This is a genomic window from Sphingopyxis sp. 550A (assembly GCF_053569535.1).
Genome location: NZ_CM131615.1, coordinates 3,090,397 through 3,113,743, shown reverse-complemented (window position 1 = coordinate 3,113,743; position 23,347 = coordinate 3,090,397). Strand labels below are relative to the sequence as shown.

The window sequence follows — 23,347 nt, the reverse complement described above, 5'->3', positions numbered from 1 at the left end:
CCGCTCGCAATGACGGGGCCTGTCAAAAGCGCGCCTGCCCGGCGCCGTCGATGTTGAGTTTCTGTCCCGAGCAATAGGGGTTGGCGTCGCTGACGAACCAGAGCACCGCCGCGGCGACATCGTCGGGGGTGGAAACGCGGCCGAACGGGAATCGCGCGTCGAGATCGTGGATGTCGCCGCCGGTGATTGCGCGCGCGAGGCGTTCGCCCATGTCGCTGACGGTCAGCGACGGCGCGACGATGTTGACGCGGACGCCGTTTCGGACCTCTTCCTTGGCGAGGGTGAGCGCCAGCGCTTCGCCCGCCGCCTTCGCCATATTATAGGGCGCGCCGTTCGCGGCGTGGCCGAGCGTCGCGACGCTCGAGATGACGATGATGTCGCTGCGATCATGCTGGCGAAGCTGCGGCAGCGCGAGGCGCGACAGGCGGTGCGCCCCGACCGCGTGGATCGCGAGCAATTTCTCGACCTCGGCGGCGTCGGTGTCGGCGACGGCCTTGCCGCGGCTGGCGACGCCCGCATTGTTGATCAGGATCGACAGCGGGCCGAAATCGGCCGCGATCGCGGCGATCATCGCGGCGGAGGCGTCCTCGTCGGCGACCGATGCCCGATAGGCCTTGGCCTTGCGGCCGAGCGCGGTGATGGCGGCGACGGTTTCGGCGGCGGCCTCCTCATCGCGCGTGTAATTGACCGCGATGTCGGCGCCTGCCCCGGCGAGCGCAAGCGCGATGCCGCGGCCGATGCCGCGCGACGCGCCGGTGACGAGCGCGGTGCGGCCCGTGAGATTCAAATCGGTCATTGCTCTTCCTCTTCCATCAGTTCGGCATAGATTTCATCGTCGCTGCGGCTTGCGGCATTGCGCCATTTGGGCGCCGTCTTGCGGTTCAGCACATGGCCTTCGGCGTCGAGGATGGCGACCGTCGGGGTGCCTTTGATCGTGAAGCCGAAGCGTCCCGGGATTTCGGGGTTGCGGCCGAGCCCCTCGACCTGCGGCATGCCGATGTCGGCGAAGACGATCTCGTATTTCTCGCGCACCGGCGCGAAGCGATCGGTCGCGATCAGATTGGCGAGCCACGCGCTGTCGTGACAGCCGTTGGTTCCCATGATCAGAAGGACATGCTTGCCCGAAGCTGCCGCGTCGGCGAGCGCGGCATCGATCGCTTTCATAAAATCGGTGTCGGGGTCGAAGGCGTCGGTCCTGTAGGGTTCGGCGACGCCGGCCATCGGGCGGGCTTCGCCTGCCGGAGCGGCGGCGGGCAGGAGCAGGAAGGCGGCAAGGGGGAACGCGATGAGGCGGGTCATGGCGGTACGATAGGTTTTGCATGACGTTTCCGTCAACGTCAGTTAGCTTCACGGCCATGAGCTGGAAAAAAGAGATCGATGAACTCGCCGCGCGGCGCGCGATGGCCGAGAAGATGGGCGGCGCGGAGAAGGTCGCGCGCCAGCATGGGCGCGGCAAGATGGACGCGCGGGCGCGACTCGACGCGATCGTCGATCCGGGGAGTTTTCGCGAAATCGGCAAGATCGCGGGGCGGGGGAGCTATGGCCCCGACGGCGAGTTGGAAGACCTTGCTGCGAGCAATTTCATCTTCGGGCGCGCGAATATCGACGGGCGGCCGGTCGTCGCTTCGGCCGACGATTTCACCGTGCGCGGCGGCGCGGCCGATGCGGCATTGCACCGCAAATTCATCCAGTGCGAGGCGATGGCGCACGAATATCGCCTGCCGCTGATCCGCATGATCGACGGCACCGGCGGCGGCGGCTCGGTCAAGACGCTCGAGGATATGGGCTATACCTATATTCCGCATGTGCCGGGGTGGCATGAGATCATCGCCAATCTCGACACGGTGCCGGTCGTGGCGCTGGCGCTCGGGCCGACCGCGGGCTTGGGCGCGGCGCGCGTTGTGGCGAGCCATTACAGCATCATGGTGCGCGGGCTGTCCCAGCTTTTCGCGGCGGGGCCGGCGGTCGCGGCGGCGATCGGCGACACGCTCGACCGTGAGGAACTGGGCGGGACCGACGTCCATACGCGCAACGGCGTCGTCGACGACGAGGTGGCGAGCGAGGCCGAGGCGTTCGCGGCGGCGCGGCGCTTTCTGTCCTATCTGCCGTCGTCGATCCACGATCGAGCGCAGCGGACGACGTGCAGCGATCCGGTGGGGCGCAGCGAGGAGGCCCTGCTGTCGATCGTGCCGCGCGAGGCGAAGCAGGTTTATTCGATGCGGCGGATTGCGAATGCCGTGTTCGATCAGGGCAGTGTCTTCGAGATGGGCGCGCGCTGGGGGCGCGCGGCGATCACCGCTTTTGCACGGCTCGATGGCTGGCCGGTCGCGGTGCTGGCGAGCGATCCATCCTATTTGGGCGGGTCGTGGGACGCGAAGACGAGCGAGAAGGCCGAGCGTTTCGTCAAGCTCGCCGACCAGTTTCGGCTGCCGATCGTCCATCTCGTCGACAACCCCGGCTTCATGATCGGCGGCGAGGCCGAGCGGACGGGGACGATCCGTTACGGCGTGCAGGCGATGAACGCCATCTATCGCGCGACGGTGCCGCTCGCGAGCGTGGTGGTCCGGCGCGCCTATGGCATTGCGGGGAGCGCAATGTCGAATGCCGAACGCTTCCAGTACCGTTTCGCCTGGCCGTCGGGCGACTGGGGCAGCTTGCCGATCGAGGGCGGGGTCGAGGTCGCGTACAAGAGCGAGCTCGAGGCGGCCGAGGACCCGGCGGCGCATCTGGAGGCGATCCGGGAGCGGCTCAATCGCGTGCGCTCGCCGTTCCGCACGGCGGAGAAGTTCGGGGTCGAGGATATCATTGACCCGCGGGATACGCGGCCGCTGCTCTGCGAGTTTGCGGAATTGGCGTGGCGGGTGCTGGGATAGCGACCCTTTTCGTCATCCCGGCGAAGGCCGGGATCTCGCCGGTGCGGTATGATGCAAGGACGAGATCCCGGCCTTCGCCGGGATGACGAAAGAGAGGGTTTAACGGTCCAGCCCCGGCCGATACCGCCGGCTGCCGCGCAGCATGGCGCCGCTGGCCATCTCGACGTCGAAATCGCCGCTCTTCAGCGTGACGACGCGGCGCACCGCGTCGCGGCGGACGAGGCGGCTGCGGTGGATGCGGACGAAACCGGCGGCGGCGAGCTCGCTTTCGATCGCGGTCAGCGTCGCGCGGTGAAGCAACGTCTGGCCGCGCCACGTGATTTCCACATAATTGGCGGCGGCGGCGACATGCTCGATCTCATCGACCGGCAGATGGTGGGTGACCGCGCCGTCGCCGACCGCGAGCGTCGCTGGCCGTGGCGCTGCGGCGGGCGGCGCGGCGTAGCGCGCGACGAGCCACTGGACGAGGAAGAGGATGAAGACGAGCTCGGCATAGGCCGAGATGTCCTTGCGCAATTCATAGAGGATCGGCGAGCCGTCGGGCGCGGTGAAATGATAGGTGAGCCCCATCAGCCGCCAGAGCGCGGCGCGGAACGCGGCCATCAGCGCGATATGGCCGAGCGACACCGGGATCGCGAGCAGCGCGTGGATCGCGACGGTCCACGGCAGGGCGACGCGTGGCGGGCGGATGCGGCGCACTGCGAACCAGCAGGGGATCATCATCACCGCCCAGGCGATCAGGCTGCTGCCCTCCAGCATCCACGCGATCGTCGGCGAGACGATCACGCCCGCGCCCTCGCGGTCGGCGATGTAGGAATAGACGTTGGCCGCGATGCGGATGAGCCCGAAGAGGAAGACCGCGCTCAGCAGCAGCGCGGTGAGCGCGCGGGCGCTGAGCCCGCCAGTGGGGCCGCTCGTCCCGGCTGCGCCGCCGCTCGTCCCTCGGGCCTCTTCGTCCGTCACATGGGCTCCGCTTCTCGTCCCGCCGGGATCGCCCGCCGGCCGCTTTCCCGATTAGCGGCAGCGGCACGAACCGGCAAAGGAGTTTCGCCGCCATGGACATGAAACGACATTATGGAATGGACTGGCTCAGGATCGGCGCCTTCGCGCTGCTGATCCTCTATCATATCGGCATGTTTTTCGTGCCCTGGGGATGGCACGTCAAAACGCCGCAGCCGATGGACTGGGTGGAAATTCCGATGCTGGCGACGAACAGCTGGCGGCTGCCTTTGCTCTTCCTCGTCTCGGGCTATGCGAGCGCGGCGCTGTTCGCGAAGCTCGGCGCGCCGGGCGCTTTCCTGCGCTCGCGCGCCGCGCGGCTGCTGATCCCGCTCGCCTTTGGCATGATCGTGGTCATTCCCGTGCAGCCGTGGATCGAGCTGGTCACCCAGCATGGCTATGCGGCGGGCTTCCTCCATTTCTGGAGCTGCGATTATTTCCGCTTCGGCACGCTCGACGGGATCGTGCTGCCGACGTGGCAGCATCTGTGGTTCGTCGTCTATCTCTTCGTCTATACGCTGCTTGCGGTCGCGGTTCTGGCGGGCGTCCCTGAAAAGGCGCGGAGCCGGGTCGCCGACGGCGCCGCGCGGCTGCTCGGCGGTTGGGGGATGCTGGTGGTGCCGCTCGCGGCGTGGCTCGCCATCCTGTTCGCCTTTCCGGGCTATCGCGAAACCCATGCGCTGTTCGACGACGGGCCGAGCCATCTCCACTATCTGGTGCCCTTCTTCATCGGCTGGCTGCTGCGCGTGCGCCCGGCGCTGTTCGATGCGGTCGCGCGCTGCTGGCCCGCCGCGGCGGTGGCGGCACTCGCGGCCTATGCCACTGTCGCCTGGGCGGTGGCAAGCGCGCCGGGCGAGGGGCCGCCCGCGGGGGTCGTCACGACCGTGATGATCGTGCGGCTGGTGCAGGGCTGGGCGGCGATCGTCGCGCTGGTCGGGATCGCCGACCGTTTCTGGAACCGCGACCACCGGTGGCGCGCGATGCTCGCCGAGGCGGTGTTCCCCTTTTACATCATCCATCAGACGATCATCGTTCTGGTGGGATATGGACTGCTGCTCGCGGGCGTGGCGGCGCTGCCGTCCTTTGCGGTGCTGCTCGCGGCGACCGTCATCGGATGCTGGCTTTTCTATGCGATCGGGCGCAGCATCGGCTGGCTGCGGCCGCTGATCGGACTGCAGAAACGATAGGAGGCGGTCATGGCGGCGGTGAAAGCGATCATGGCGATCGTCGGGGTCGCGGCGATTCTGATGGGCGGCCTGTGGATGCTGCAGGGGCTGGACATCGTGCACTGGCCCGAAAGCAGCTTCATGCTCGGCGACCGGGTGTGGACGCGCAATGGGGCAGTGCTGGCGATCGTCGGCGGGTTGCTCGTCTGGTTTGCGCGCAAGCGATGATCGACTACAAATGTAGTTGATCCGTATTATAGATGTTATACACCTTCGCCAATCCGGGGCTGGATTGGAGATTGAGATGATTCGTCCTTCGCGTCTTCTGCCGGGCCTGCTGGCCGCGGCCGTCATGATGGCCGGGCCGTCGGTTGCGTCGCCGGCGGCGCCCGCGTCACCCCCACCCGAGGCCGAAGCCGAGGTCGGCGGCGACGTCATCGCCGAAAAATATGCCGCATTGCTCGATCGCGATTATGTCTATCCCGAAACCGGCAAGCGTTTTGCCGCAGCGCTGCGTGCGGGGATCGAGGCCGGACGCTACAGGGCGCTGTCGGGCGAAGCGCTCGGCGCGGCGATTGACGCCGATGTGCGCGCGGTGGCCGAGGACGGCCATTTGCGGCTGAAGGTTCCCGAGAGCGCGGCGCCCACCGGACCGGGCGCCGCGGTTCCCGCGCCCCGCCCGCAAAAGCCGCCGGTCGAGCAGCCCGGCTGGATTGCGCCCGGCATCGCTTTCGTGCGCTTCAATGTCTTTCCCGACGACCCCGCGGTGACCGCCGAGGCGGCGAAGTTCATGGCCGACCATGCCGAGGCGAAGGCGATCATCTTCGACATCCGCACCCACAATGGCGGCGGGATCGAGCAGATGGACGCCATTTTTCCCTGGCTGTTCGCGAAGCCGACGCGGCTCGTCACGATGGCGACGCGCGCATCGGTCGACGAGGCGGGCGACGGGCCGCTCGGGGGCGACCGCTCGCTGCGAATCGTGAAGGGCGAACCGGGCATGGTGACGCGCGAGCATTGGGCGACTCCGAACGGCGACGAGCGGCTGCAAAAGACGAAGATCTATGTGCTGACGTCGGGCGCGAGCGCGTCGGCGGCCGAGCATTTCGCGCTGGCGATGAAGCATACCCACCGCGCCGTGCTGGTCGGTGCGCCGACCGCGGGCGCCAATCATTTCGGACGCGGCGAGGAACTCGGCGGCGGCTATGCCGCGTTCATTCCGGTCGGGCGCACCTATGATCCGGGCACCGGCAAGGATTGGGAAGGCGTTGGCGTGCAGCCCGACATCGCGGTGCCGCCTGCCGAGGCGCTGGTGCGCGCGCTGACCGAACTCGGCATCGCGCCCGCGGAGGCGAAAGCGCTGTCGGATGCGCATATGCCCAAATGGCCGATGGAACGGCGGAAGCCGCAGACGGTGAAACCCGGCTAGGTCGGTATGATCAGTGAGATGCGAGTGCCGTAAGCGCGTCGCCATCGACGCGCATCACGGTCCATTCGTCCATGAGCTTCGCGCCGAGGCCCTTGTAGAAGCCTATCGCCGGTGCGTTCCAATCGAGCACCGACCATTCGAGGCGGGCGCAGTCACGTTCGGTGCAGAGCTTCGCGAGATAGGCGAGCAGCGCCTTGCCGAGCCCCGATCCACGCGCCGCCGGGCGGACGAACAGATCCTCGAGATAGAGTCCCGGACGCCCCTCGAAGGTCGAGAAATTGTGGAAGAAGAGCGCGAAGCCCTGCGCCGCGCCGTCGATCTCGCCGATCACGACCTCGGCATAGGGGCGTTCCCCGAACAGTTTTTCGCCGAGCGTCGCCTCGTCGAACCGCACCTCGTGCGCGAGCTTTTCATAGTCGGCGAGGTCGCGGATGAACTGCGCGATCAAGGGCAGGTCGGTCGGCGCGGCGGGGCGGATGGAGAGGGTCATGGACGCGCTTTGTCCAGTCGGATGTGCGCTGTCAAATGCGCTTTCGAATCCGCAGGATCGCGAGCGCTGCGATGACGAGCGCGGGCTGACCGATCACGCCGGGCGCGTCGGCCCAGAAGGTCGCGGGGCCGCAGATGCCCGCTGCCACCTCGTAGATGTGGAGCGCGCCGTGCAAGGCAAGCCAGAGCCCGCCGACGACCGCGGCACGCCAGCGGACGACGGGGTTTGCGGTCGCATAAAGCAGGATCAGGCCCGACCCCAGATAGGCGAGGCCGATGTCGCGGATGAAATGCGCGTTCGGCGGGCCGGTCGTGACGACGGTGGGGATGAAGACATACCAGTCGAGCGGGCGGACGAGCATGAAGACGCCGTTGGCGATCGTCGTGATCGCGGCGACAAGCAGCAGGAATTGGACGAGGCGATCGATAGCGTCGGGCTTGGCGGTCATGGCGGGGGCTCCTGCACGAGGGTGCGAGGCTAGACGCCGCTGATGGGGATGTAAAAGACGGTGTTGTGCAGCGACGGGTGTCAGGGCTGAAAACGGCCGACAAGCGGCATTTTGCGTCTCATCTTCTCGTCATTCCCGCTTTCGCCGGGATGACGTTCGGGTACGATAGCTTAGCCCTTGAGCGCCGCCTCGATCCGCGCCGCGGCGGCGTCGTAGACGCGGGTCTTGAGCCCCGCCGTGACACTGTCGGGCGCGCGGTCGGGGTGGCCGCCGACGAAGGGCGGGGCGGGGTCATATTCGATCGCGAGCTGGATCGCCTGCGCCACCGCGTCGCCATGCAGCCGGGCGATCAGCGTCAGCGCGAAATCGAGGCCCGAGGTCACCCCGCCGCTCGTCACGACATGACCGTCCTCGACGACGCGCGCCGCCACCGGCTCTGCGCCGACCAGCGGCAGCAGATGCGTATAGGCCCAATGCGTCGTCGCGCGCTTGCCCGCGAGCATCCCGGCGCGGCCGAGCAGGAAGGCCCCGGTGCACACGCTCGTCACCCACTGCGCGCCCGCCGCCTGCCGCGCGACGAAATCGATCGTCGCCGCGTCGCCGAGCGCCTCGGTCACGCCGTGGCCGCCGGGGACGCAGAGGATGTCGGCCTGCGGCGCGCTTGCAAAATCATGCGTCGGCAGGATCGCGAAACCGCTGTCGGTCGCGATCGGGTCGAGCATTGCGGCGGCGCCGATCAGCCGCGCGCCGGGCATCCGGCTGAGCGCTTGCGCAGGCGCGGTGAAATCGAGCTGGGTGATGCCCGGGAACAGCAGGAAGACGACGGTGGTCTGGGCGGCGGTTTGGGGAATGGCGGTCATGCGGATGCTCCTTGCGTCGGCAGCGGATCACCCAGGCGCGCGGCTTTTCCGGCCATGCGGCCGAACCCCGTTCCCCGATGGATATCCATCTTCAGCGCCAGTTGCGGGGTTCCGGCAATCTAGCGGTCCCTTGGTAGCTGCGAAAGCCGTTATTTGCCGGTTTTGCCGTCGTCCGCGCTTTTCTGGTCCGCCGTCCCGTCGCGGCTTTCGAGCATCGCCGCGGCATCGTCGAGCGCCTTGGCTTCGCTGACCGTCACGCCGCCGGGGCCGGGTTCGTTGTCGGTGCGGCTGCATCCCGTTGCCGCAGCCAGCGCCAGCGCGAGCAGCGCCGCGGGCCAAAGGGTTCGCATCGTTCGGCTCCCACGAAAAAGGGCTCCATCCGCGGATGGAGCCCTTCGATACCAGCCCGAAGGCGAAGCTTCGACTTATTTCTTGTCGTTGGCTTCGGCCTTCTTGGTTTCGTCGGCGATCTTGTCGCCCGCCTTGGCGGCGGCGTCGCCCGCGGCGTTCACCGTGCCTTCGACGGCGTTGCCGGCATCCTTGGCGGCGCCTTCGACGGCGGCCCCGGCGTCCTTCGCCGCATCGGCGGTCGCGTCGGCGGCGTCGGCCGCGCCCTGAGCGGCCGCATCACCCGCGGCGGCGGCATCGTCGGCGGCCGACGAAGCGGCGTCGGCGGCGGCATCCTGGGTCTTGTCCGAGCAGGCGGTCAGGCTGAAGGCCGCGGCGGCCATCGAGGCGATGATGATCTTGCGCATGAAATTTCCTTTCAAATCCAATGGCCCGGCGGCCATTGGGGAAAAAGTTTAATCGCCGATCAGCGGCTTGGCAACCGCGCAGCGCGGGACGGCGCAAAGGAAAGGGGCCGCCGACATATGTCGACGACCCCCATATTCCTCCGGCCAGAAGCCGAAAAGGCGCTTACTTCTTGGCAGCGTCGACGGCGGCCTTCGCCTGGTCGGTCGCTTCCTTGGCGGCGCCGGCGGCTTCGGCAGCCTTGTCCGTCGCAGCGGCGGTGTCGCCGGCAGCGGCAGCGGCGCCAGCGTCGGTCGCGGCGTCCTTCGCGGTCGCGGCAGCGTCGGCGGCGCCTTCGGCAGCCTGCATCGCGCCATCGGCCGCGCCTTCGACGGTGTCGGTCGCCGGGGCTTCGGTGGTGGTGGCGGCGTTGTCGGCAGCCTTGTCACCGCAAGCGGCCAGGCCCAGCGAGGCAGCGGCGACGAGCGACAGAGTGATCAACTTCTTCATGTGGGAATACCCCTCTCGATTGAACTGATCGACCGGCATGGGAACCCAATCGATCCCGTGAACTTGCCAATCGGCGGCAGAAATACCGCCTCGCCAAGGGGGGTGCAACGCTCTTTTTGCAATTTCGCCCGCCTTTTGTCGCAAATCGACCCGCGTCTCATAAAATCGGAGGGGAGGCGCGTGCCTCGGTTGACCGGATATAAAGAAAGCTTTATATCCCATTTCATGGCCGAGCTGCTCGACATTTTTCGCGCCCTTGCGGACCCGACGCGCCTGCGCGTCGTGGCGCTGCTGCGCGAAATGGAACTCGCGATCGGCGAACTCGCCGCCGTGCTCGACCAGAGCCAGCCGCGCGTTTCGCGCCATGTCCGCATCCTTGCCGAGGCCGGGATCGTCGAACGGCGGCGCGAGGGGAGCTGGGTCTTTCTGCGGATCGCGACCGACGGGCCGGTGTCGGGCATCGTCACCCAGGCGGGGGCGTGGCCCTTTTCGGAAGGCGAGGCGCTGGTCATCGCCAACGACGCGCGCCGCCTTGCCGCGGTGCGTGCCGAGCGCGCGGCGGCGGCCGAACGCTATTTCGCCGACCATGCTGCCGAATGGGACGCGATCCGCTCGCGCCATATCGCCGAAAGCGAGGTCGAGGCCGCGATGCTGGCGATGATGGGCGGTCGCGGGCTCGGCCATCTGCTCGACATCGGCACCGGGACCGGCCGCATGGCCGAAATCTTCGCCCCCGCCGCGCACCGCGTCACCGCGCTCGACCGCAGCCCCGAGATGCTCCGCCTCGCGCGCGCCAAGCTTGCCGGGCAGGCGGCGCCGATCGATCTGGTGCAGGGCGATTTCCTCAATCTGCCGCTTGCCGACGCGAGCATCGACAGCATCGTCATCCATCAGGCGCTGCATTTCGCGCACGAACCCGACCGGGTGATCGCCGAGGCGGGGCGGGTGCTGCGCGGCGGCGGGCATCTGCTGATCGTCGATTTCGCGCCGCACGCCGACGAGGAATTGCGCACGCTCGCGGCGCACGCGCGCCTCGGCTTTTCCGATGCCCAGATCGGCGGCTGGTTCGCGGCGGCGGGGCTGGCGCTCGAAAATACGCAGACGCTCGAAGGCGGCGATCTTGCGGTCAAGCTGTGGCTCGGCCGCCGCGCCGGCGACGATAGGCAAGCTCCCCTTTCCAACGACGACAAAAGGCTCGCGGCATGACATCGACCCTCAACTCGCTCGCCGAGGCGCGCCGCGCCGCCGCGACTCCGCTCTTCGCCGATCTCGCGGGCGACATCGGCGTCAGCTTCGAATTCTTCCCGCCTAAGACCGAGAAGATGGAGGCGCAGCTCTGGGACACGTTCCACACGCTCGAGCCGCTCGCCCCCAGCTTCGTCTCGGTGACCTATGGCGCGGGCGGCTCGACGCGCGAACGCACCCATGCGACCGTCGCGCGGATCGCCGCGACAAGCGCCGTCGCGCCCGCCGCGCACCTAACCTGCGTCGAGGCGTCGCGTGCCGAAATCGACGAGGTGGCAGAGGCCTATTGGGAGGCGGGGGTGCGGCATATCGTCGCGCTGCGCGGCGACATGCCCGGCGGCGCGCCCTATCGCGCGCACCCGGACGGCTATGCCAATGCGGTCGAACTCGTCGCGGGACTGAAAGCGGTGGCGCCGTTCGACATTTCGGTCGCCGCCTATCCCGAAGTGCATCCCGACGCCTCGTGCGCCGAGGCCGATCTCGATAACCTCAAGCGCAAGCTCGACGCGGGCGCCAATCGCGCGATCACGCAATTCTTTTTCTCGCCCGACGCTTTCTTGCGCTTTCGCGACACGGCGGCGGCGGCGGGGATCGACGCGCCGATCCTTCCCGGCATCCTGCCGGTGTCGAACGTGTCGCAGACGCGGCGCATGGCCGATATGTGCGGGACGCAGATTCCGGCGTGGATGGTGTCGCTGTTCGACGGGCTCGACGACCATCCCGCCGCGCGTCAACTCGTCGCCGCGACGATCGCCGCCGAAATGTGCCGCCGCCTCTATGCGGGCGGAGTGCGCGATTTCCACTTCTACACGCTCAACCGGGCGGAGCTCAGCTACGCCATCTGCCACCTGTTGGGCCTGCGCCCGAAGACTTCGGCAAAGGATCAGGCCGCATGACCAGCGCATCCATAAATAGGGACAGTCCCTATTTTTCGATCGCCCTGGTGCAGATCGCGAGCAGCTGTTCGCGAAAAATAGGGACTGTCCCTATTTATGGGGAGGAGTGCCGATGACGAGTGCCCGCGAAGCCCTGAAAGCCGCTGCCCGCGAGCGCATTCTGCTGACCGATGGCGGCTGGGGCACCCAGATCCAGCTCCGCAAGCTCGCCGAGGGCGATTATGCGGGAAATCTCGGCATCAGCCACGACCAGAAGGGCAATAACGACATCCTCGCGCTGACGCGGCCCGATGTCGTGACCGCGATCGGCGAGGCCTATCTTGCCGCCGGGTCGGACATCGTCTCGACCAACACCTTCAGCGCCAACCGGATCAGCCAGGCCGATTATGGCGCCGAGCATCTGGTCGCCGACATCAACCATGAAAGCGCGCGGCTGGGGCGCGAGGCCGCCGACGGATTCGCGGCGCGCGACGGCCGCCGCCGCTTCGTCGCGGGCGCGGTCGGGCCGACGAACAAGACGCTGTCGCTGTCGCCGGACGTCAATAATCCGGGCTTTCGCGAGATCGACTTCGACGAATTGAAGGCGGTCTATCTCGACCAGGTCGTCGCGCTCGCCGAGGGCGGAGCGGACTTCATCCTGATCGAGACGATCTTCGACACGCTCAACGCCAAGGCGGGGATCGCCGCGACGCTGGAGGCCGAGGCGAAGGTCGGGCGCGAACTGCCGCTGATGATCTCGATGACGCTCACCGACCTCAGCGGCCGCAATCTGTCGGGGCATACGGTCGAGGCCTTCTGGTATGCGGTGCGCCACGCGCGGCCGCTGACGATCGGGCTCAACTGCTCGTTCGGCGCGGCGCAGCTTCGCCCGCATGTGCGCGTGCTCTCCGACCTCGCCGACACGCTGGTGATGGTCTATCCGAATGCCGGGCTGCCCAATGAGCTCGGCGAATATGACGAAATGCCCGATACGACCGCGGGGCTGGTGCGCGAATGGGCGGCGCATGGGCAGGTCAATATCCTCGGCGGCTGCTGCGGATCGACGCCCGCGCATATCGCGGCGATGGCGAAGGCTGTCGATGGCCTCGCGCCGCGGCATGTTCCCGACGTGCCGGTGCGCACGCGGCTCGCCGGGCTCGAACCCTTCACCATGGCGGCTTTTGCGGCGGCGGCCTCCTGATGGACGACGGACCATCATGGACGATCCGCGAGGCCGGAGCGGATGACGCCGCCGCGCTGGCGCTGATCGGCGCCGCAACCTTCCTCGAAACCTTCGCGGGGATTCTCGACGGCGACGCGATCGTTTCGCATTGCGCCGCGAAGCATTGCGAAACCGCCTATCGCGCCTTGCTGGCCGATGGTGCGCGGGCGTGGCTTGCCGAGGCGCAGCCGGGCGGCGCCCCGATCGGCTTTGCGCTGGTCGGCACGCCCGATCTCGCCGCGGCCGAGGACGGCGACATCGAGCTCAAGCGCATCTATTCGCTGTCGCGCTTCCACGGCAGCGGGCTCGGCGCCGCGCTGATGCGCGAGGCGGTCGCGGCGGCGCGGGATCATCGCCGCCTGCTCCTCGGCGTCTATGCCCGCAACGAAAGGGCGCTCGCCTTCTATCGCAAGCAGGGTTTCGCCGACATCGGGACGCGCCGGTTCGACGTCGGGGGCAAGCTCTATGACGACCTTGTCCTTGCCCGCCCGCTCGCTCTCTGACCCTTTGCCTTCTGGACCACCGATGACCGCCTCTCTCTCCTCTTCCTCCTTCGTCAACGTCGGCGAGCGCACCAACGTCACCGGATCGGCGGCATTCAAGAAGCTGATCCTCGCCGACGATTTCGCCGCGGCGGTCGAGGTCGCGCGCCAGCAGGTCGAGAATGGCGCGCAGGTCATCGACGTGAACATGGACGAAGGGCTGCTCGACGCGGTGCGCGCGATGACGACCTTCCTCAAGCTGATCGCCGCCGAGCCCGACATCGCGCGGGTGCCGGTGATGATCGACAGCTCGAAGTGGGAGGTGATCGAGGCGGGGCTCAAATGCGTGCCGGGCAAGCCGATCGTCAATTCGATCAGCATGAAGGAGGGCGAGGAGCCATTCCTGAACCACGCGCGCAAATGCATGGCCTATGGCGCCGCGGTCGTCGTCATGGCGTTCGACGAGGTCGGGCAGGCCGACACGAAACAGCGCAAGATCGAGATTTGCGAGCGCGCCTACAAATTGCTCATGGGCATCGGCTTCCCGCCCGAGGACATCATCTTCGACCCCAATATCTTCGCGATCGCGACGGGGCTTGAGGAGCATGACAATTATGCGGTCGACTTCATCGAGGCGGTGAAGGAAATCCGCGTCCGCTGCCCGCACGTCCATTTCTCGGGCGGGCTGTCCAACCTCTCGTTCGGCTTTCGCGGCAACGAGACGGTGCGCCGCGCGATGCACAGCGTCTTTCTCTATTATGCGATCCCCGCCGGGCTCGACATGGCGATCGTCAATGCGGGGCAGCTCGATGTCTATGACACGATCGATCCCGAACTCCGGAACGCCTGCGAGGATGTCATCCTCAACCGCAAGGTCGAGGGGGAGGCGGAAAGCCCGACCGAACGGCTGATCGCGCTCGCCGAACGCTACAAGGGCAGCAATGCCGCGCAGGAAAAGGCCGCCGAGGAATGGCGCGGGTGGGAGGTGCGCAAGCGGCTCGAACATGCGCTCGTCAAGGGCATCGACGCGCATATCGTTCCCGACACCGAGGAGATGCGCCTCGCGATGGATCGCCCGATCGAGGTCATCGAAGGCCCGCTGATGGACGGGATGAACGTCGTCGGCGACCTGTTCGGGTCGGGCAAGATGTTCCTGCCGCAGGTGGTGAAATCGGCGCGTGTGATGAAGAAAGCGGTCGCGCACCTGCTCCCCTTCATCGAGGCGGCGAAGGAGCCCGGCGCGAAAGGCAAGGGCAAGGTCGTGATGGCGACGGTCAAGGGCGACGTCCACGACATCGGCAAGAATATCGTCGGGGTCGTGCTGCAGTGCAACGGCTTCGAGATCGTCGACCTGGGCGTGATGGTGCCCTGGTCGAAGATTTTGGAAGCGGCGAACGAGAATGACGCCGACATGATCGGCCTCAGCGGCCTCATCACCCCTTCGCTCGACGAGATGGTGACGGTGGCCGAGGAGATGCAGCGCGCGGGCATGACGATGCCGCTGCTGATCGGTGGCGCGACGACGTCGAAGGTCCACACCGCGCTGCGCATCGACCCCGCCTATGAAGGGCCGGTGCTCCATGTCCTCGACGCGAGCCGCGCCGTCGGCGTCGCGACTTCGCTGGTCAGCGACACCGGCCGCGACGCGTTCGTCGAGGGTTACAAGGCCGATTATGAGCATATCCGCGAGGTGCGCGCGAACAAGGGGCAGAGCGCGCTGATCCCGATCGAGGATGCGCGCGCCAACGGCTTCACGATCGACGAGCATATCCGGCCGTTCCCGCCCGAAAAGCCCGGCATCCACGCCTTCGACCAGTGGGATCTCGCCGAACTGGTCGAATGGTTCGACTGGACGCCCTTCTTCCGCGCGTGGGAGCTCGCGGGCGTCTATCCCGCGATCCTCGACGACGATATCGTCGGCGAAAGCGCGCGCGGCCTCTTCGCCGACGCGCAGGCGATGCTGGAGAAGATCGTCGGCGAGGGCTGGCTCCACGCGCGCGGGGTCGCGGCGCTGTGGCCGTGCCGCCGCGACGGCGACGATGTGATCATCCATCTCGAGGAAGAGGAACGCCACGTCCGGCTTCCCTTCCTGCGCCAGCAGATCGCCAAGCGCGAGGGGCGCCCGAACATGTGCCTTGCCGATTTCATCAGCCCCGACGGCGACTGGATCGGCGGCTTTTCGGTCGCGATCCACGGCATCGAGCCGCATCTCGCGCGCTTCAAGGCGGCGCACGACGATTATAGCGACATCCTGCTCAAGGCGCTCGCCGATCGCTTCGCCGAAGCCTTTGCCGAGCGGCTCCACGCGCATGTCCGCACCGATCTGTGGGGCTATTCGCCGGACGAGCAACTGACGCCCGAGGCGATCATCAAGGAGGAATATCGCGGCATCCGCCCGGCGCCCGGCTACCCGGCCTGTCCCGAGCACAGCCTGAAGCGCATCCTGTTCGATCTGCTCGACACGGGCAACACGTCGGGGGCGACGCTGACCGATCATTTCGCGATGCTGCCGACCGCGGCGGTCTCGGGCTTTTACTTCGGGCATCCGGACGCGAGCTATTTCGGGGTCGCGCGGGTGGGCGAGGATCAGCTCGCCGATTATGCCGAGCGGCGCGGGGTCGACCTTGCGACCGCGACGCGCTGGCTGCGGCCGAACCTGGATTGATCCTCCGTCGCCCCCGCGGAGGTGACGGTTAAGGACGGTGGCGGCCGTTGTCCGATAAAGGGACAGCGCGCCGGTTAACCAGCTTCGCGAACGACGGACGCCGCCGAAGCTGTTATAAAGCCGCCATGATCCAGACGCTTGCCCGCCGGCCGATGTTGCCGCTACTCGCCCTTCCGCTGCTCCTCGCGCCGGCGCCGCTGCCCGCGCAGACCGGCGGCGCGCCCTATACGGTCGATGGCCGGGGCTTCACCCGGCTCCAGGATGCGGTCGACGCGATCGGCGATGGCGAAGGGACGATTCGCATCGCGCCCGGCTATCACCGCGACTGCGCGGTCCAGACCCAGGGTCGCATCGCCTTCGTTGCCGCCGAGCCCGGCCGTGCGGTGTTCGACGGCGGAATCTGCGAAGGGAAGGCCGCGCTCGTGCTGCGCGGCGCCGGGGCGAAGGTCGACGGCATCGTTTTCCAGAACATGCGCGTCCCCGACGGCAACGGTGCGGGCATCCGCCTCGAAAAGAGCGATCTCACGGTCGAGAACAGCCTGTTCCGCAGCAGCGAGGAAGGCATTTTGACCGCCGAGGATCCGGCGGCGACACTGACGATCGACCGCTCGACCTTCTCGCGCCTCGGCCGCTGCGACCGCGGGCTGAGCTGCGCGCACAGCGTCTATACGGGCAACTACGGCCGCGTCGTCGTCACCCGCACGCGCTTCGAAAAGGGGAGCGGCGGCCATTATCTCAAGACGCGCGCGGCGGTCGTCGAGGTCAGCGACAATAGTTTCGACGACACACAGGGCAAGGCGACCAATTACATGATCGACCTGCCGGCGGGATCGACCGGGCGGATCGTGAACAATTTGTTCGTGCAAGGTTCCGACAAGGAAAATCACTCGGCCCTGATCGCGGTCGCCGCCGAAGCGCGCGACCATCCCTCGCGCGGCCTCGCCATTTCGGGCAACCGGGCGAGCCTGTCGCCCGAAACAAGCTGGCCGTCGGTGTTCGTCGCCGACTGGAGCGGCGAGCCGCTGGCGATCGGCGCCAACGAGCTGGGGCCGCGGATCACGAAGCTCGAGAAGAGATAGAGTTCAGGCCCCGATCGTTATCGGGTCAGACTTAATTACCCCGATCCTTATCTCGTCATCCCGGCGAAGGCCGGGATCTCGCCGGTGCGTCTGGCTGATATGGTGAGATCCCGGCCTTCGCCGGGATGACGATTCAGTCTGAAACAGGTTTCCATACCTCGTCATTGCTTCGCTGCGCTCGCAATGACGCGCTTTATTGATTGGCGGAGTGCCGAAGCAAACCGAAACCGAAATTACGCCTCGCCGCGCGTCTCGATCAGCGAGGCGGCGAGCGCTTCGGCGGGGGTCTTGCCGCCCCACAGCACGAACTGGAACACCGGATAGAAGCGCTCACACTCGTCGATCGCGCTTTCGATCAGCGTCTCGGCGAGGTCGAGCGGCAGTTGCGCATCGCTGCCGACGAGCATCCCGTGGCGATAGAGGATCGTGCCGCTGTTCGACCATAGCTCGAAATGGCCGAGCCAAAGCTGCTCGTTGATCATCGCCAGCGCTTCGTGCGCGACGGTGCGCTTGTCCTCGACGACGCGGATGTCGGGGAAGGCGAGCAGCTGGATCACCCCGTCCTCGGGACGCCACACCGCACGCAGCTCATAGGCGGTCCAGCTTCCCTGCGCGGTCGCGACGATCTCGTCCTCGCCGACCATCTCGTGCGGCCAGTCGTGCGCGGCGAAATAGGAGGCGATCATGTCGATCGGCGCCGCCTCTTGGCCGTCTTCGTCGTCGTAGATATCGTCACTCATGCGGGGCCTTTAGCGGGTGTTGCGCCGCGAGGCGAGTCTGCGCATTCCATCGTCGCCCCAGCGAAAGCTGGGGCCGCTATCGGCGCGGCGCAAGGTTGCCGGCGGCCCCCGCCTTCGCGGGGGCGACGGGTTATTTTGCCTTCGGTTTCGCGGCCGGCTTCGGTGCTGCCTTGGCAGCAGGCTTCGCGGTCGCAGCAGGCTTTGCCGCGCCTTCCAGCTTGTCGAGCCGAGCCTTCAGCGCCTCGGCCTCGGCGCGCGCGGTGGCGGCCATCTGCTTCACCGCCTCGAACTCCTCACGGCTGACGAAGTCCATGCGGCCGACGAATTCCTTCGCGCGCTCGCGCATCGCCGCCTCGGCCTCGCGGCCGGCGCCCGCGACGGTTCCGGCAATGCCGTTCACCATCTTGGCGAAATCGTCGAAAAAGCGGTTTTCGCTCTGCATTTCAAAATTCCTTCGTCGGGGAGATGATCCCTTGCCTCACCCTATCTGGGTGCTGGCGGCGGCGGGGACAAGGGTTTCGGCGTCGGGATTGCGCTGGTCGATCTGGAAATTGAGGATCGCGGCGAACAGGAGCCACGCCATATAGGGGACGAGCAGCCACGCCGCCGCCCTGCGGATCGGCGCGAAGGCGAAAGCGGTCGCGACGGTCGCCATCAGGATGAAGATGATCAGATAAAGCGCGGTCGTCACCTGATGCGCGCCGAAGAAGAGCGGCGACCAGGCGAAATTGGCGACGAGCTGGACGAAGAAGAGCAGCAGCGCGAACCCGCGCCCCTTCGCGCCGCGCGCGTGCAGGACCATCGCGAGCGACAGGCCGAGGCCGATATAAAGCAGCGGCCAGACGACCGCGAAAACCCAGCCCGGCGGGGTGATGGTGGGCAGGTTCAGCGCGGCGAACCAGCGGTTGCCGTAGCCGCTGTTCGACAGCAGCCCGGACAGGCTGCCGATCAGCACGATCGCCGGCACGGTCACCATCGCCCAGCGCCAATAGGACATGCGGAGCTGGTCGGGCGTGGCAATCTCGCTCATGCTTGGCTGGTCCCCTTTCGCGATTCTGCGGGTTACAGGTGTTGCGGCTGGAATTTGCGCCGTCAAGCGGCTCGCTTCGTCGCAGCGATCAGAAATTCGACATTGCCCTCGGGCCCGGTGATCGGGCTTTCGACCATATCGAGCACCGTCCAGCCTTCGCTCGTCAGCCAATCGCGGACCTCGGCGCAGACGCGTCGGTGCACCGCGGCGTCGCGGACGACGCCTTTCTTGCCGACCTCGTGCCGCGCGGCCTCGAACTGCGGCTTGATCAGCGCGACCAGCCGCGCGCCGTCCTTCGCGAAGGACAGCGGCACCGGCAGCACCTTCGACAAGGCGATGAAGCTCGCGTCGCAGACGATCAGGTCGACGGGTTCGGGGATATGCTCCGCGGTCAGGATGCGCGCGCTCGTCTGCTCGTGGACGATGACGCGGTCGTCCTGCCGCAGCTTCCACGCGAGCTGGTTGGTGCCGGAATCCACGGCATAGACCCGCGCCGCGCCGCGGCTCAGCAGCACGTCGGTGAAGCCGCCGGTCGACGAGCCGACGTCGATCGCGACCGCGCCGCTCACGTCCCAGCCGAGATGGGCGAGTGCATGGTCGAGCTTGATCCCGCCGCGCGACACCCACGGATGATCGCGGCCCTTGACGCTGATGGCGGCATCGCCTGCGATCTGCTGCCCCGCCTTGTCGATCTTGCGGTCGCCGACGAAGGCGAGCCCGGCGAGGATCAGCGCCTGCGCGCGCGTCCGGCTCTCGGCCAGCCCGCGGTCGACGAGCAACTGGTCGGCGCGCTGCTTGGCCATCAGCCGCCCGCCTTGTCGGCCAGCAACCCCGGCGTCAGGATCTGCGGCAATATCTCCGCCTGCGCCGCGCCCGGCGCATACCAGAGGTAGAGCGGCACGCTGTTGCGGCCATGCTCGGCCAGCGTGCGCGTGATGACCGGATCGCCATTGGTCCAGTCGCCGACGAGGGTGACGACGCCTTTCTGCCTGAAGGATTTCTGCACAGCCTCACGATTGATCGCGCCCGCTTCGTTCGCCTTGCACGACAGACACCAGTCGGCGGTGAAATAGACGAAGACGGGCTTGCCCGATGCGCGCGCCTTGGCGAGCGCGGTGGGGGTAAAACTATCGCCCGCCGTCGCCGACTGCGCGCCTCGATCGGTCCAGCCGCCATCGACCTGCCGCCACAGCAGTACCGCCAGCGCGAACGCGGTCAGCGCCATCGGCAACGCCATCCACTTGCGGAATGTCGCCATCCACGGCCCCGGCTTCGGCAGGCGGTTGCGCAGCGCCGGGACGAAGCCGATGGCGAGGAAGGGGAGGGCGAGGCCCAACCCCAGCCCGCCGAAGATCGGCAGCGCCGCCCATGCGGGCAGCACCAGCGTCGCGCCGAGCGCCGCACCGAGCAGCGGACCGCTGCACGGAGTCGCGACGAAAGCAGCGAGCGCCCCGGTCCAGAAACCGCCCGCCGCGCCGCGCTGATTCGCCAGCTTTTGACCGCCGCCGAAGGAGGGCAGTTCATAGGCGCCGAGCAGGTTGAGGGTGATCGCGATGGCGAGGATGAGAAGCAGCAGGACGCTCACCGGATGCTGCAACTGGAACGCCCACCCGACCTGCTCGCCCGCTGCGCGCAGGCCGAGAAGAAGGCCCCCGAGCGCGAGGCAGACGAGCACCGCCCCGGCGGTATAGGCGACCGCCTCGACCTTCGCCGTGCGTGCATCGCCGCCCGACCGCGCAAGACTCAGTGCCTTGAGGCTGAGGATCGGAAAGACGCAGGGCATCAGGTTGAGGATGAGGCCGCCCAGAATCGCGCCGCCAAGCGCGGTCCAGAACAATGTCATGTCGATTCCGCTTGCGGCGGTGGCGATCGGCTTTCCGGAAGGGCCTACCGCTTCGGGCTCGAAGCGCACCGTCAGCCCGCGCCCGTCGGACAGTTTGAGCAGGCCTTGAACCGGCCCCGCCGCGTCGCCCTTCGCCCTGGTCTCGACGATGATCCAGTCGCCGTTGCGGCTGAATCTTTGCGCGGCGGGATAATCGACGACATTCGGGGTTTCGAGGAACAGGTGCGGCGCATCGAGCGCTGCGTCTGCGGGCAGCGGGACGCCGAACCGCACCGTGTCGCCCTGGCGCTCCCACGCCCCGGCGCGGTCGAGCGGTTGCGGCAGCCGCGCGCGCCAGGCGTCGAAGCGCGTGCGCTCGGCCGCTGCGATCTTTCCGTCGCCGGCCTTCAACGCGACCGAGACGACTGCCTTTTCGGGGACGCACACCTTGTCGGTGCAGGCAAGCCAGTTGGCGATGCCGGTCAGCGTCAGGTCGGTTCCCGGCGCGACGCCTTTATCGACGCGGACGTCGGCGAGCAGCGCATAGGGATGCTCGTAGACGTGGTTCATCATGCCGAACAGCATCAGTGCCTCGGGCACCGGATAGCGGAAGGGGGTGACCGTCACCCCCTCGGGCGCATTCCATTCGACCTGCAGCCCGAAGCCGGCGTCGCCGCCGTTCAGCCAATAGCCGTGCCAGCCTTTTTCGGGCGCCATCGTCAGCGCGATCGCGGTGGTTCCGCCCGGCGCGGGGGCGGCGGATTCGGCGACGAGCTTTGCCGCGATATGCGGTGCCTGCGCTCGCGCGGGAGCGATCGTCAGCATCGCGAGCGCCAGCAGCGCCAGCGCGGTGCGCCAAATTGTCACAATCGCATGCCTACGCAAATCCACTGTCCGCCCGCCGCCGTTCGTCTCGTCAAGGCTTGCCATATAGGCGGCTTTCGTCGAGAGGACAGCCCGCGCCGACGCCCCCTATCGGAGAAGCTGCCCCGTGACGTTCAAATATCTCGCCACCGCTCTTGCCGCCACCCTCTCGATCGCCGCCACGGGCGCCGTCATTGCGCAGGATAAGGCGGCCCCGGCTCCCGAAGCCAAGGTCACCGCGGCCACTTCCGCGCCGAAGCTGGTCATCGCCATTTCGGTCGACCAATTCTCGGCCGATCTCTTCGCCGAATATCGCAGCCATTTCACCGGCGGTCTCGCGCGGCTCGCGTCGGGCGTCGTCTTCCCCTCGGGCTATCAGGCGCATGGCGCGACCGAGACCTGTCCCGGCCATTCGACGATCCTGACCGGCAATCATCCCGCGCACACCGGCATCATCGCGAACAATTTCTTCGACCTGTCGGCCGCGCGCGCCGACAAGCGCCTCTATTGCGCCGAGGACGAGACGGTCCCCGACACCAGTTCGAAGAGCGGCAAATATGCGGCGTCGGTGAACCATCTGATGGTTGCGACGCTCGGCGACTGGATGAAGGCCGCCAATCCGAAAGCGCAGGTCGTCTCGGTCGCGGGTAAGGACCGCGCCGCGATCATGATGGGCGGTCGCAAGGCCGACGAGTTGATGTGGCTCTTTCCCGGCGGGCTGACGAGCTATCGCGGCACCGCGCTGTCGCCGACCGCGCAGCAGGCGAGCACCGCCATTGCCGCCGCGATCGCCGCACCGCGCCCCGCGCTGGCGCTTCCCGCCGATTGCGTGTCGCACGACATCGCCATCCCCATCGGCGATAAGGGCGCCACAGTGGGCACCTGGCATTTTCAGCGCGACGGCGGCGATTTCCGCCGCTTCATGGCGTCGCCCGAAGCCGACGGCGCTGTCCTCGCCGCGGGCGCTGCGCTTCGTGCCGCGCGCAAGATGGGAGAGGGCGATACCACCGACCTTTTGATCCTCGGCCTGTCGGCGACCGACTATATCGGCCATGGCACCGGCACCGAAGGCAGCGAGATGTGCATGCAGATGCTCGCGCTCGACCGCCAGCTCGGCGATTTCTTCGCGCGGCTCGACGCGACGGGCATCGACTATATGGTCATGCTGACCGCCGATCATGGCGGACACGACCTGCCCGAGCGCAACCGCCAGAACGCCTGGCCGGCCGCCGAGCGCGTCGACAAGTCGCTCGATCCTGAGGCGATGGGCAAAGAGGTCGCCGAAAAGCTCGGCCTGCCGCAGCCTCTGCTCTACAGCGACGGTCCCTTCGGCGATATGTATCTGTCGAAGGCGCTGACCGCAGCGCAGCGCAAGGCGGCGATGGCCGAGCTGGTCGCGCGCTTCAAGGCGCATCGCCAGGTCGAGACGGTGGTGACCGGCGAGGAACTGGCCGCACGGCCGATTTCGAAACAGTCGCCCGACACCTGGAGCCTGCTCGACAAGCTCCGTGCCTCCTACAACCCGCAGCGGTCGGGCGATTTCATCGTCGTCCTGAAACCGCGCGTGACGCCGATCGCCGAATCGGGCATGGGCTATGTCGCGACGCACGGGTCGGTGTGGGATTATGACCGGCGGGTGCCGATGCTGTTCTGGCGCAAGGGACTCACCGGATTCGAACAACCGAACGCCGTGATGACGGTGGACATTCTCCCGACGCTCGCGGCGGTGATCGGGGTGCCGCTCGACGCGGACAAGATCGACGGCCGCTGCCTCGACCTCCTCTCGGGGCCCGAGAGCAGTTGCCGTTAGAAGAAA

The 23,347-nt window shown here is 67.4% G+C and carries 25 protein-coding genes and 1 riboswitch; of the genes, 11 read left to right on the top strand and 14 right to left on the bottom strand.

The features are described from left to right. Positions 1-22 precede the first annotated feature (22 nt). Positions 23-796 (bottom strand): SDR family NAD(P)-dependent oxidoreductase, encoded by a 774-nt coding sequence (locus ACVENA_RS14940; RefSeq protein ID WP_449325999.1) that lies wholly within the window; start codon positions 794-796, stop codon positions 23-25. Next, a complete protein-coding gene (locus ACVENA_RS14935; RefSeq protein WP_449325998.1) occupies positions 793-1,299 on the bottom strand; it encodes a thioredoxin family protein in 507 nt (168 codons plus the stop codon). Before ACVENA_RS14935 ends, ACVENA_RS14940 begins: the two co-directional genes overlap by 4 nt. Before the next feature lie 56 nt (positions 1,300-1,355). On the opposite strand from ACVENA_RS14935, the gene ACVENA_RS14930 reads away from it, so the two are divergent. Beyond that, the gene (locus tag ACVENA_RS14930; protein ID WP_449325997.1) at positions 1,356-2,873 is read left to right on the top strand and encodes an acyl-CoA carboxylase subunit beta; all 1,518 of its coding nucleotides are present in this window, start codon (positions 1,356-1,358) and stop codon (positions 2,871-2,873) included. 99 nt (positions 2,874-2,972) lie between these two features. Here the strand turns inward: ACVENA_RS14930 and ACVENA_RS14925 are convergent, their stop codons facing one another. Continuing rightward, positions 2,973-3,836, bottom strand: a complete 864-nt coding sequence (locus ACVENA_RS14925; RefSeq protein ID WP_449325996.1) for a LytTR family DNA-binding domain-containing protein — start codon at positions 3,834-3,836, stop codon at positions 2,973-2,975. A gap of 92 nt (positions 3,837-3,928) precedes the next feature. On the opposite strand from ACVENA_RS14925, the gene ACVENA_RS14920 reads away from it, so the two are divergent. The 3 genes from ACVENA_RS14920 (at position 3,929) to ACVENA_RS14910 (ending at position 6,467) form a co-directional block, all read left to right on the top strand. Further along, a complete protein-coding gene (locus ACVENA_RS14920; protein ID WP_449325995.1) occupies positions 3,929-5,059 on the top strand; it encodes an acyltransferase family protein in 1,131 nt (376 codons plus the stop codon). Between the two features lie 9 nt (positions 5,060-5,068). Further along, positions 5,069-5,266 carry a hypothetical protein gene (locus ACVENA_RS14915; protein ID WP_257544340.1) on the top strand — a complete coding sequence of 66 codons (198 nt, stop codon included), beginning with the start codon at positions 5,069-5,071 and terminating at the stop codon, positions 5,264-5,266. Between the two features lie 76 nt (positions 5,267-5,342). Further along, a complete protein-coding gene (locus tag ACVENA_RS14910; RefSeq protein WP_449325994.1) occupies positions 5,343-6,467 on the top strand; it encodes a S41 family peptidase in 1,125 nt (374 codons plus the stop codon). Positions 6,468-6,477: 10 nt separating this feature from the next. On the opposite strand, the gene ACVENA_RS14905 is transcribed toward ACVENA_RS14910, so the two are convergent. The 6 genes from ACVENA_RS14905 to ACVENA_RS14880 all read right to left on the bottom strand — a co-directional run bounded on the left by ACVENA_RS14905 (position 6,478) and on the right by ACVENA_RS14880 (position 9,507). Continuing rightward, a complete protein-coding gene (locus ACVENA_RS14905) occupies positions 6,478-6,957 on the bottom strand; it encodes an N-acetyltransferase family protein (protein WP_449325993.1) in 480 nt (159 codons plus the stop codon). Positions 6,958-6,988: 31 nt separating this feature from the next. Next, positions 6,989-7,405, bottom strand: coding sequence for a hypothetical protein (locus ACVENA_RS14900; RefSeq protein ID WP_449325992.1), 417 nt, complete (start codon positions 7,403-7,405; stop codon positions 6,989-6,991). Positions 7,406-7,575: 170 nt separating this feature from the next. Beyond that, entirely contained in the window at positions 7,576-8,265 is a 690-nt protein-coding gene (locus tag ACVENA_RS14895) for a DJ-1/PfpI family protein (protein WP_449325991.1), read from the bottom strand. Between the two features lie 22 nt (positions 8,266-8,287). Next, a riboswitch (ZMP/ZTP riboswitch) is annotated at positions 8,288-8,380 on the bottom strand. Between the two features lie 34 nt (positions 8,381-8,414). Beyond that, positions 8,415-8,615, bottom strand: a complete 201-nt coding sequence (locus tag ACVENA_RS14890; protein WP_449325990.1) for a hypothetical protein — start codon at positions 8,613-8,615, stop codon at positions 8,415-8,417. Between the two features lie 75 nt (positions 8,616-8,690). Continuing rightward, entirely contained in the window at positions 8,691-9,020 is a 330-nt protein-coding gene (locus tag ACVENA_RS14885) for an entericidin EcnAB (protein ID WP_449325989.1), read from the bottom strand. A gap of 163 nt (positions 9,021-9,183) precedes the next feature. Further along, positions 9,184-9,507, bottom strand: a complete 324-nt coding sequence (locus tag ACVENA_RS14880; RefSeq protein WP_449325988.1) for a hypothetical protein — start codon at positions 9,505-9,507, stop codon at positions 9,184-9,186. A 225-nt stretch (positions 9,508-9,732) separates the two neighbouring features. Between ACVENA_RS14880 and ACVENA_RS14875 the strand changes: the two genes are divergently transcribed. The 6 genes from ACVENA_RS14875 to ACVENA_RS14850 all read left to right on the top strand — a co-directional run bounded on the left by ACVENA_RS14875 (position 9,733) and on the right by ACVENA_RS14850 (position 17,075). Continuing rightward, on the top strand, positions 9,733-10,713 hold the full coding sequence (locus tag ACVENA_RS14875; protein WP_257544323.1) for an ArsR/SmtB family transcription factor: 981 nt from the start codon (positions 9,733-9,735) through the stop codon (positions 10,711-10,713). Continuing rightward, entirely contained in the window at positions 10,710-11,648 is a 939-nt protein-coding gene (gene metF, locus ACVENA_RS14870) for a methylenetetrahydrofolate reductase (RefSeq protein ID WP_449325987.1), read from the top strand. Before ACVENA_RS14875 ends, metF begins: the two co-directional genes overlap by 4 nt. A 112-nt stretch (positions 11,649-11,760) precedes the next feature. Beyond that, positions 11,761-12,828 carry a homocysteine S-methyltransferase family protein gene (locus ACVENA_RS14865; protein ID WP_449325986.1) on the top strand — a complete coding sequence of 356 codons (1,068 nt, stop codon included), beginning with the start codon at positions 11,761-11,763 and terminating at the stop codon, positions 12,826-12,828. Then, the gene (locus tag ACVENA_RS14860; protein ID WP_449325985.1) at positions 12,828-13,352 is read left to right on the top strand and encodes an N-acetyltransferase family protein; all 525 of its coding nucleotides are present in this window, start codon (positions 12,828-12,830) and stop codon (positions 13,350-13,352) included. Before ACVENA_RS14865 ends, ACVENA_RS14860 begins: the two co-directional genes overlap by 1 nt. Positions 13,353-13,374: 22 nt before the next feature. Continuing rightward, on the top strand, positions 13,375-15,996 hold the full coding sequence (gene metH / locus ACVENA_RS14855) for a methionine synthase (protein ID WP_449325984.1): 2,622 nt from the start codon (positions 13,375-13,377) through the stop codon (positions 15,994-15,996). Positions 15,997-16,121: 125 nt separating this feature from the next. Continuing rightward, positions 16,122-17,075, top strand: a complete 954-nt coding sequence (locus ACVENA_RS14850; RefSeq protein WP_449325983.1) for a right-handed parallel beta-helix repeat-containing protein — start codon at positions 16,122-16,124, stop codon at positions 17,073-17,075. Between the two features lie 233 nt (positions 17,076-17,308). Here ACVENA_RS14850 and ACVENA_RS14845 read toward each other — a convergent pair whose 3' ends face one another. The 5 genes from ACVENA_RS14845 to ACVENA_RS14825 form a co-directional block, all read right to left on the bottom strand. Continuing rightward, the gene (locus ACVENA_RS14845; protein WP_449325982.1) at positions 17,309-17,815 is read right to left on the bottom strand and encodes a YbjN domain-containing protein; all 507 of its coding nucleotides are present in this window, start codon (positions 17,813-17,815) and stop codon (positions 17,309-17,311) included. Between the two features lie 130 nt (positions 17,816-17,945). After that, complete coding sequence (locus tag ACVENA_RS14840) at positions 17,946-18,257, bottom strand: accessory factor UbiK family protein (RefSeq protein ID WP_449325981.1); 312 nt, start codon at positions 18,255-18,257, stop codon at positions 17,946-17,948. Positions 18,258-18,293: 36 nt separating this feature from the next. Next, complete coding sequence (locus tag ACVENA_RS14835) at positions 18,294-18,845, bottom strand: TspO/MBR family protein (RefSeq protein ID WP_449325980.1); 552 nt, start codon at positions 18,843-18,845, stop codon at positions 18,294-18,296. Between the two features lie 62 nt (positions 18,846-18,907). After that, positions 18,908-19,648, bottom strand: a complete 741-nt coding sequence (locus ACVENA_RS14830; RefSeq protein ID WP_449325979.1) for a TlyA family RNA methyltransferase — start codon at positions 19,646-19,648, stop codon at positions 18,908-18,910. After that, positions 19,648-21,492 (bottom strand): protein-disulfide reductase DsbD family protein, encoded by a 1,845-nt coding sequence (locus ACVENA_RS14825; protein ID WP_449328947.1) that lies wholly within the window; start codon positions 21,490-21,492, stop codon positions 19,648-19,650. Before ACVENA_RS14825 ends, ACVENA_RS14830 begins: the two co-directional genes overlap by 1 nt. Positions 21,493-21,658: 166 nt before the next feature. On the opposite strand from ACVENA_RS14825, the gene ACVENA_RS14820 reads away from it, so the two are divergent. Further along, positions 21,659-23,341 (top strand): alkaline phosphatase family protein, encoded by a 1,683-nt coding sequence (locus ACVENA_RS14820; protein ID WP_449325978.1) that lies wholly within the window; start codon positions 21,659-21,661, stop codon positions 23,339-23,341. Positions 23,342-23,347 lie beyond the last annotated feature (6 nt).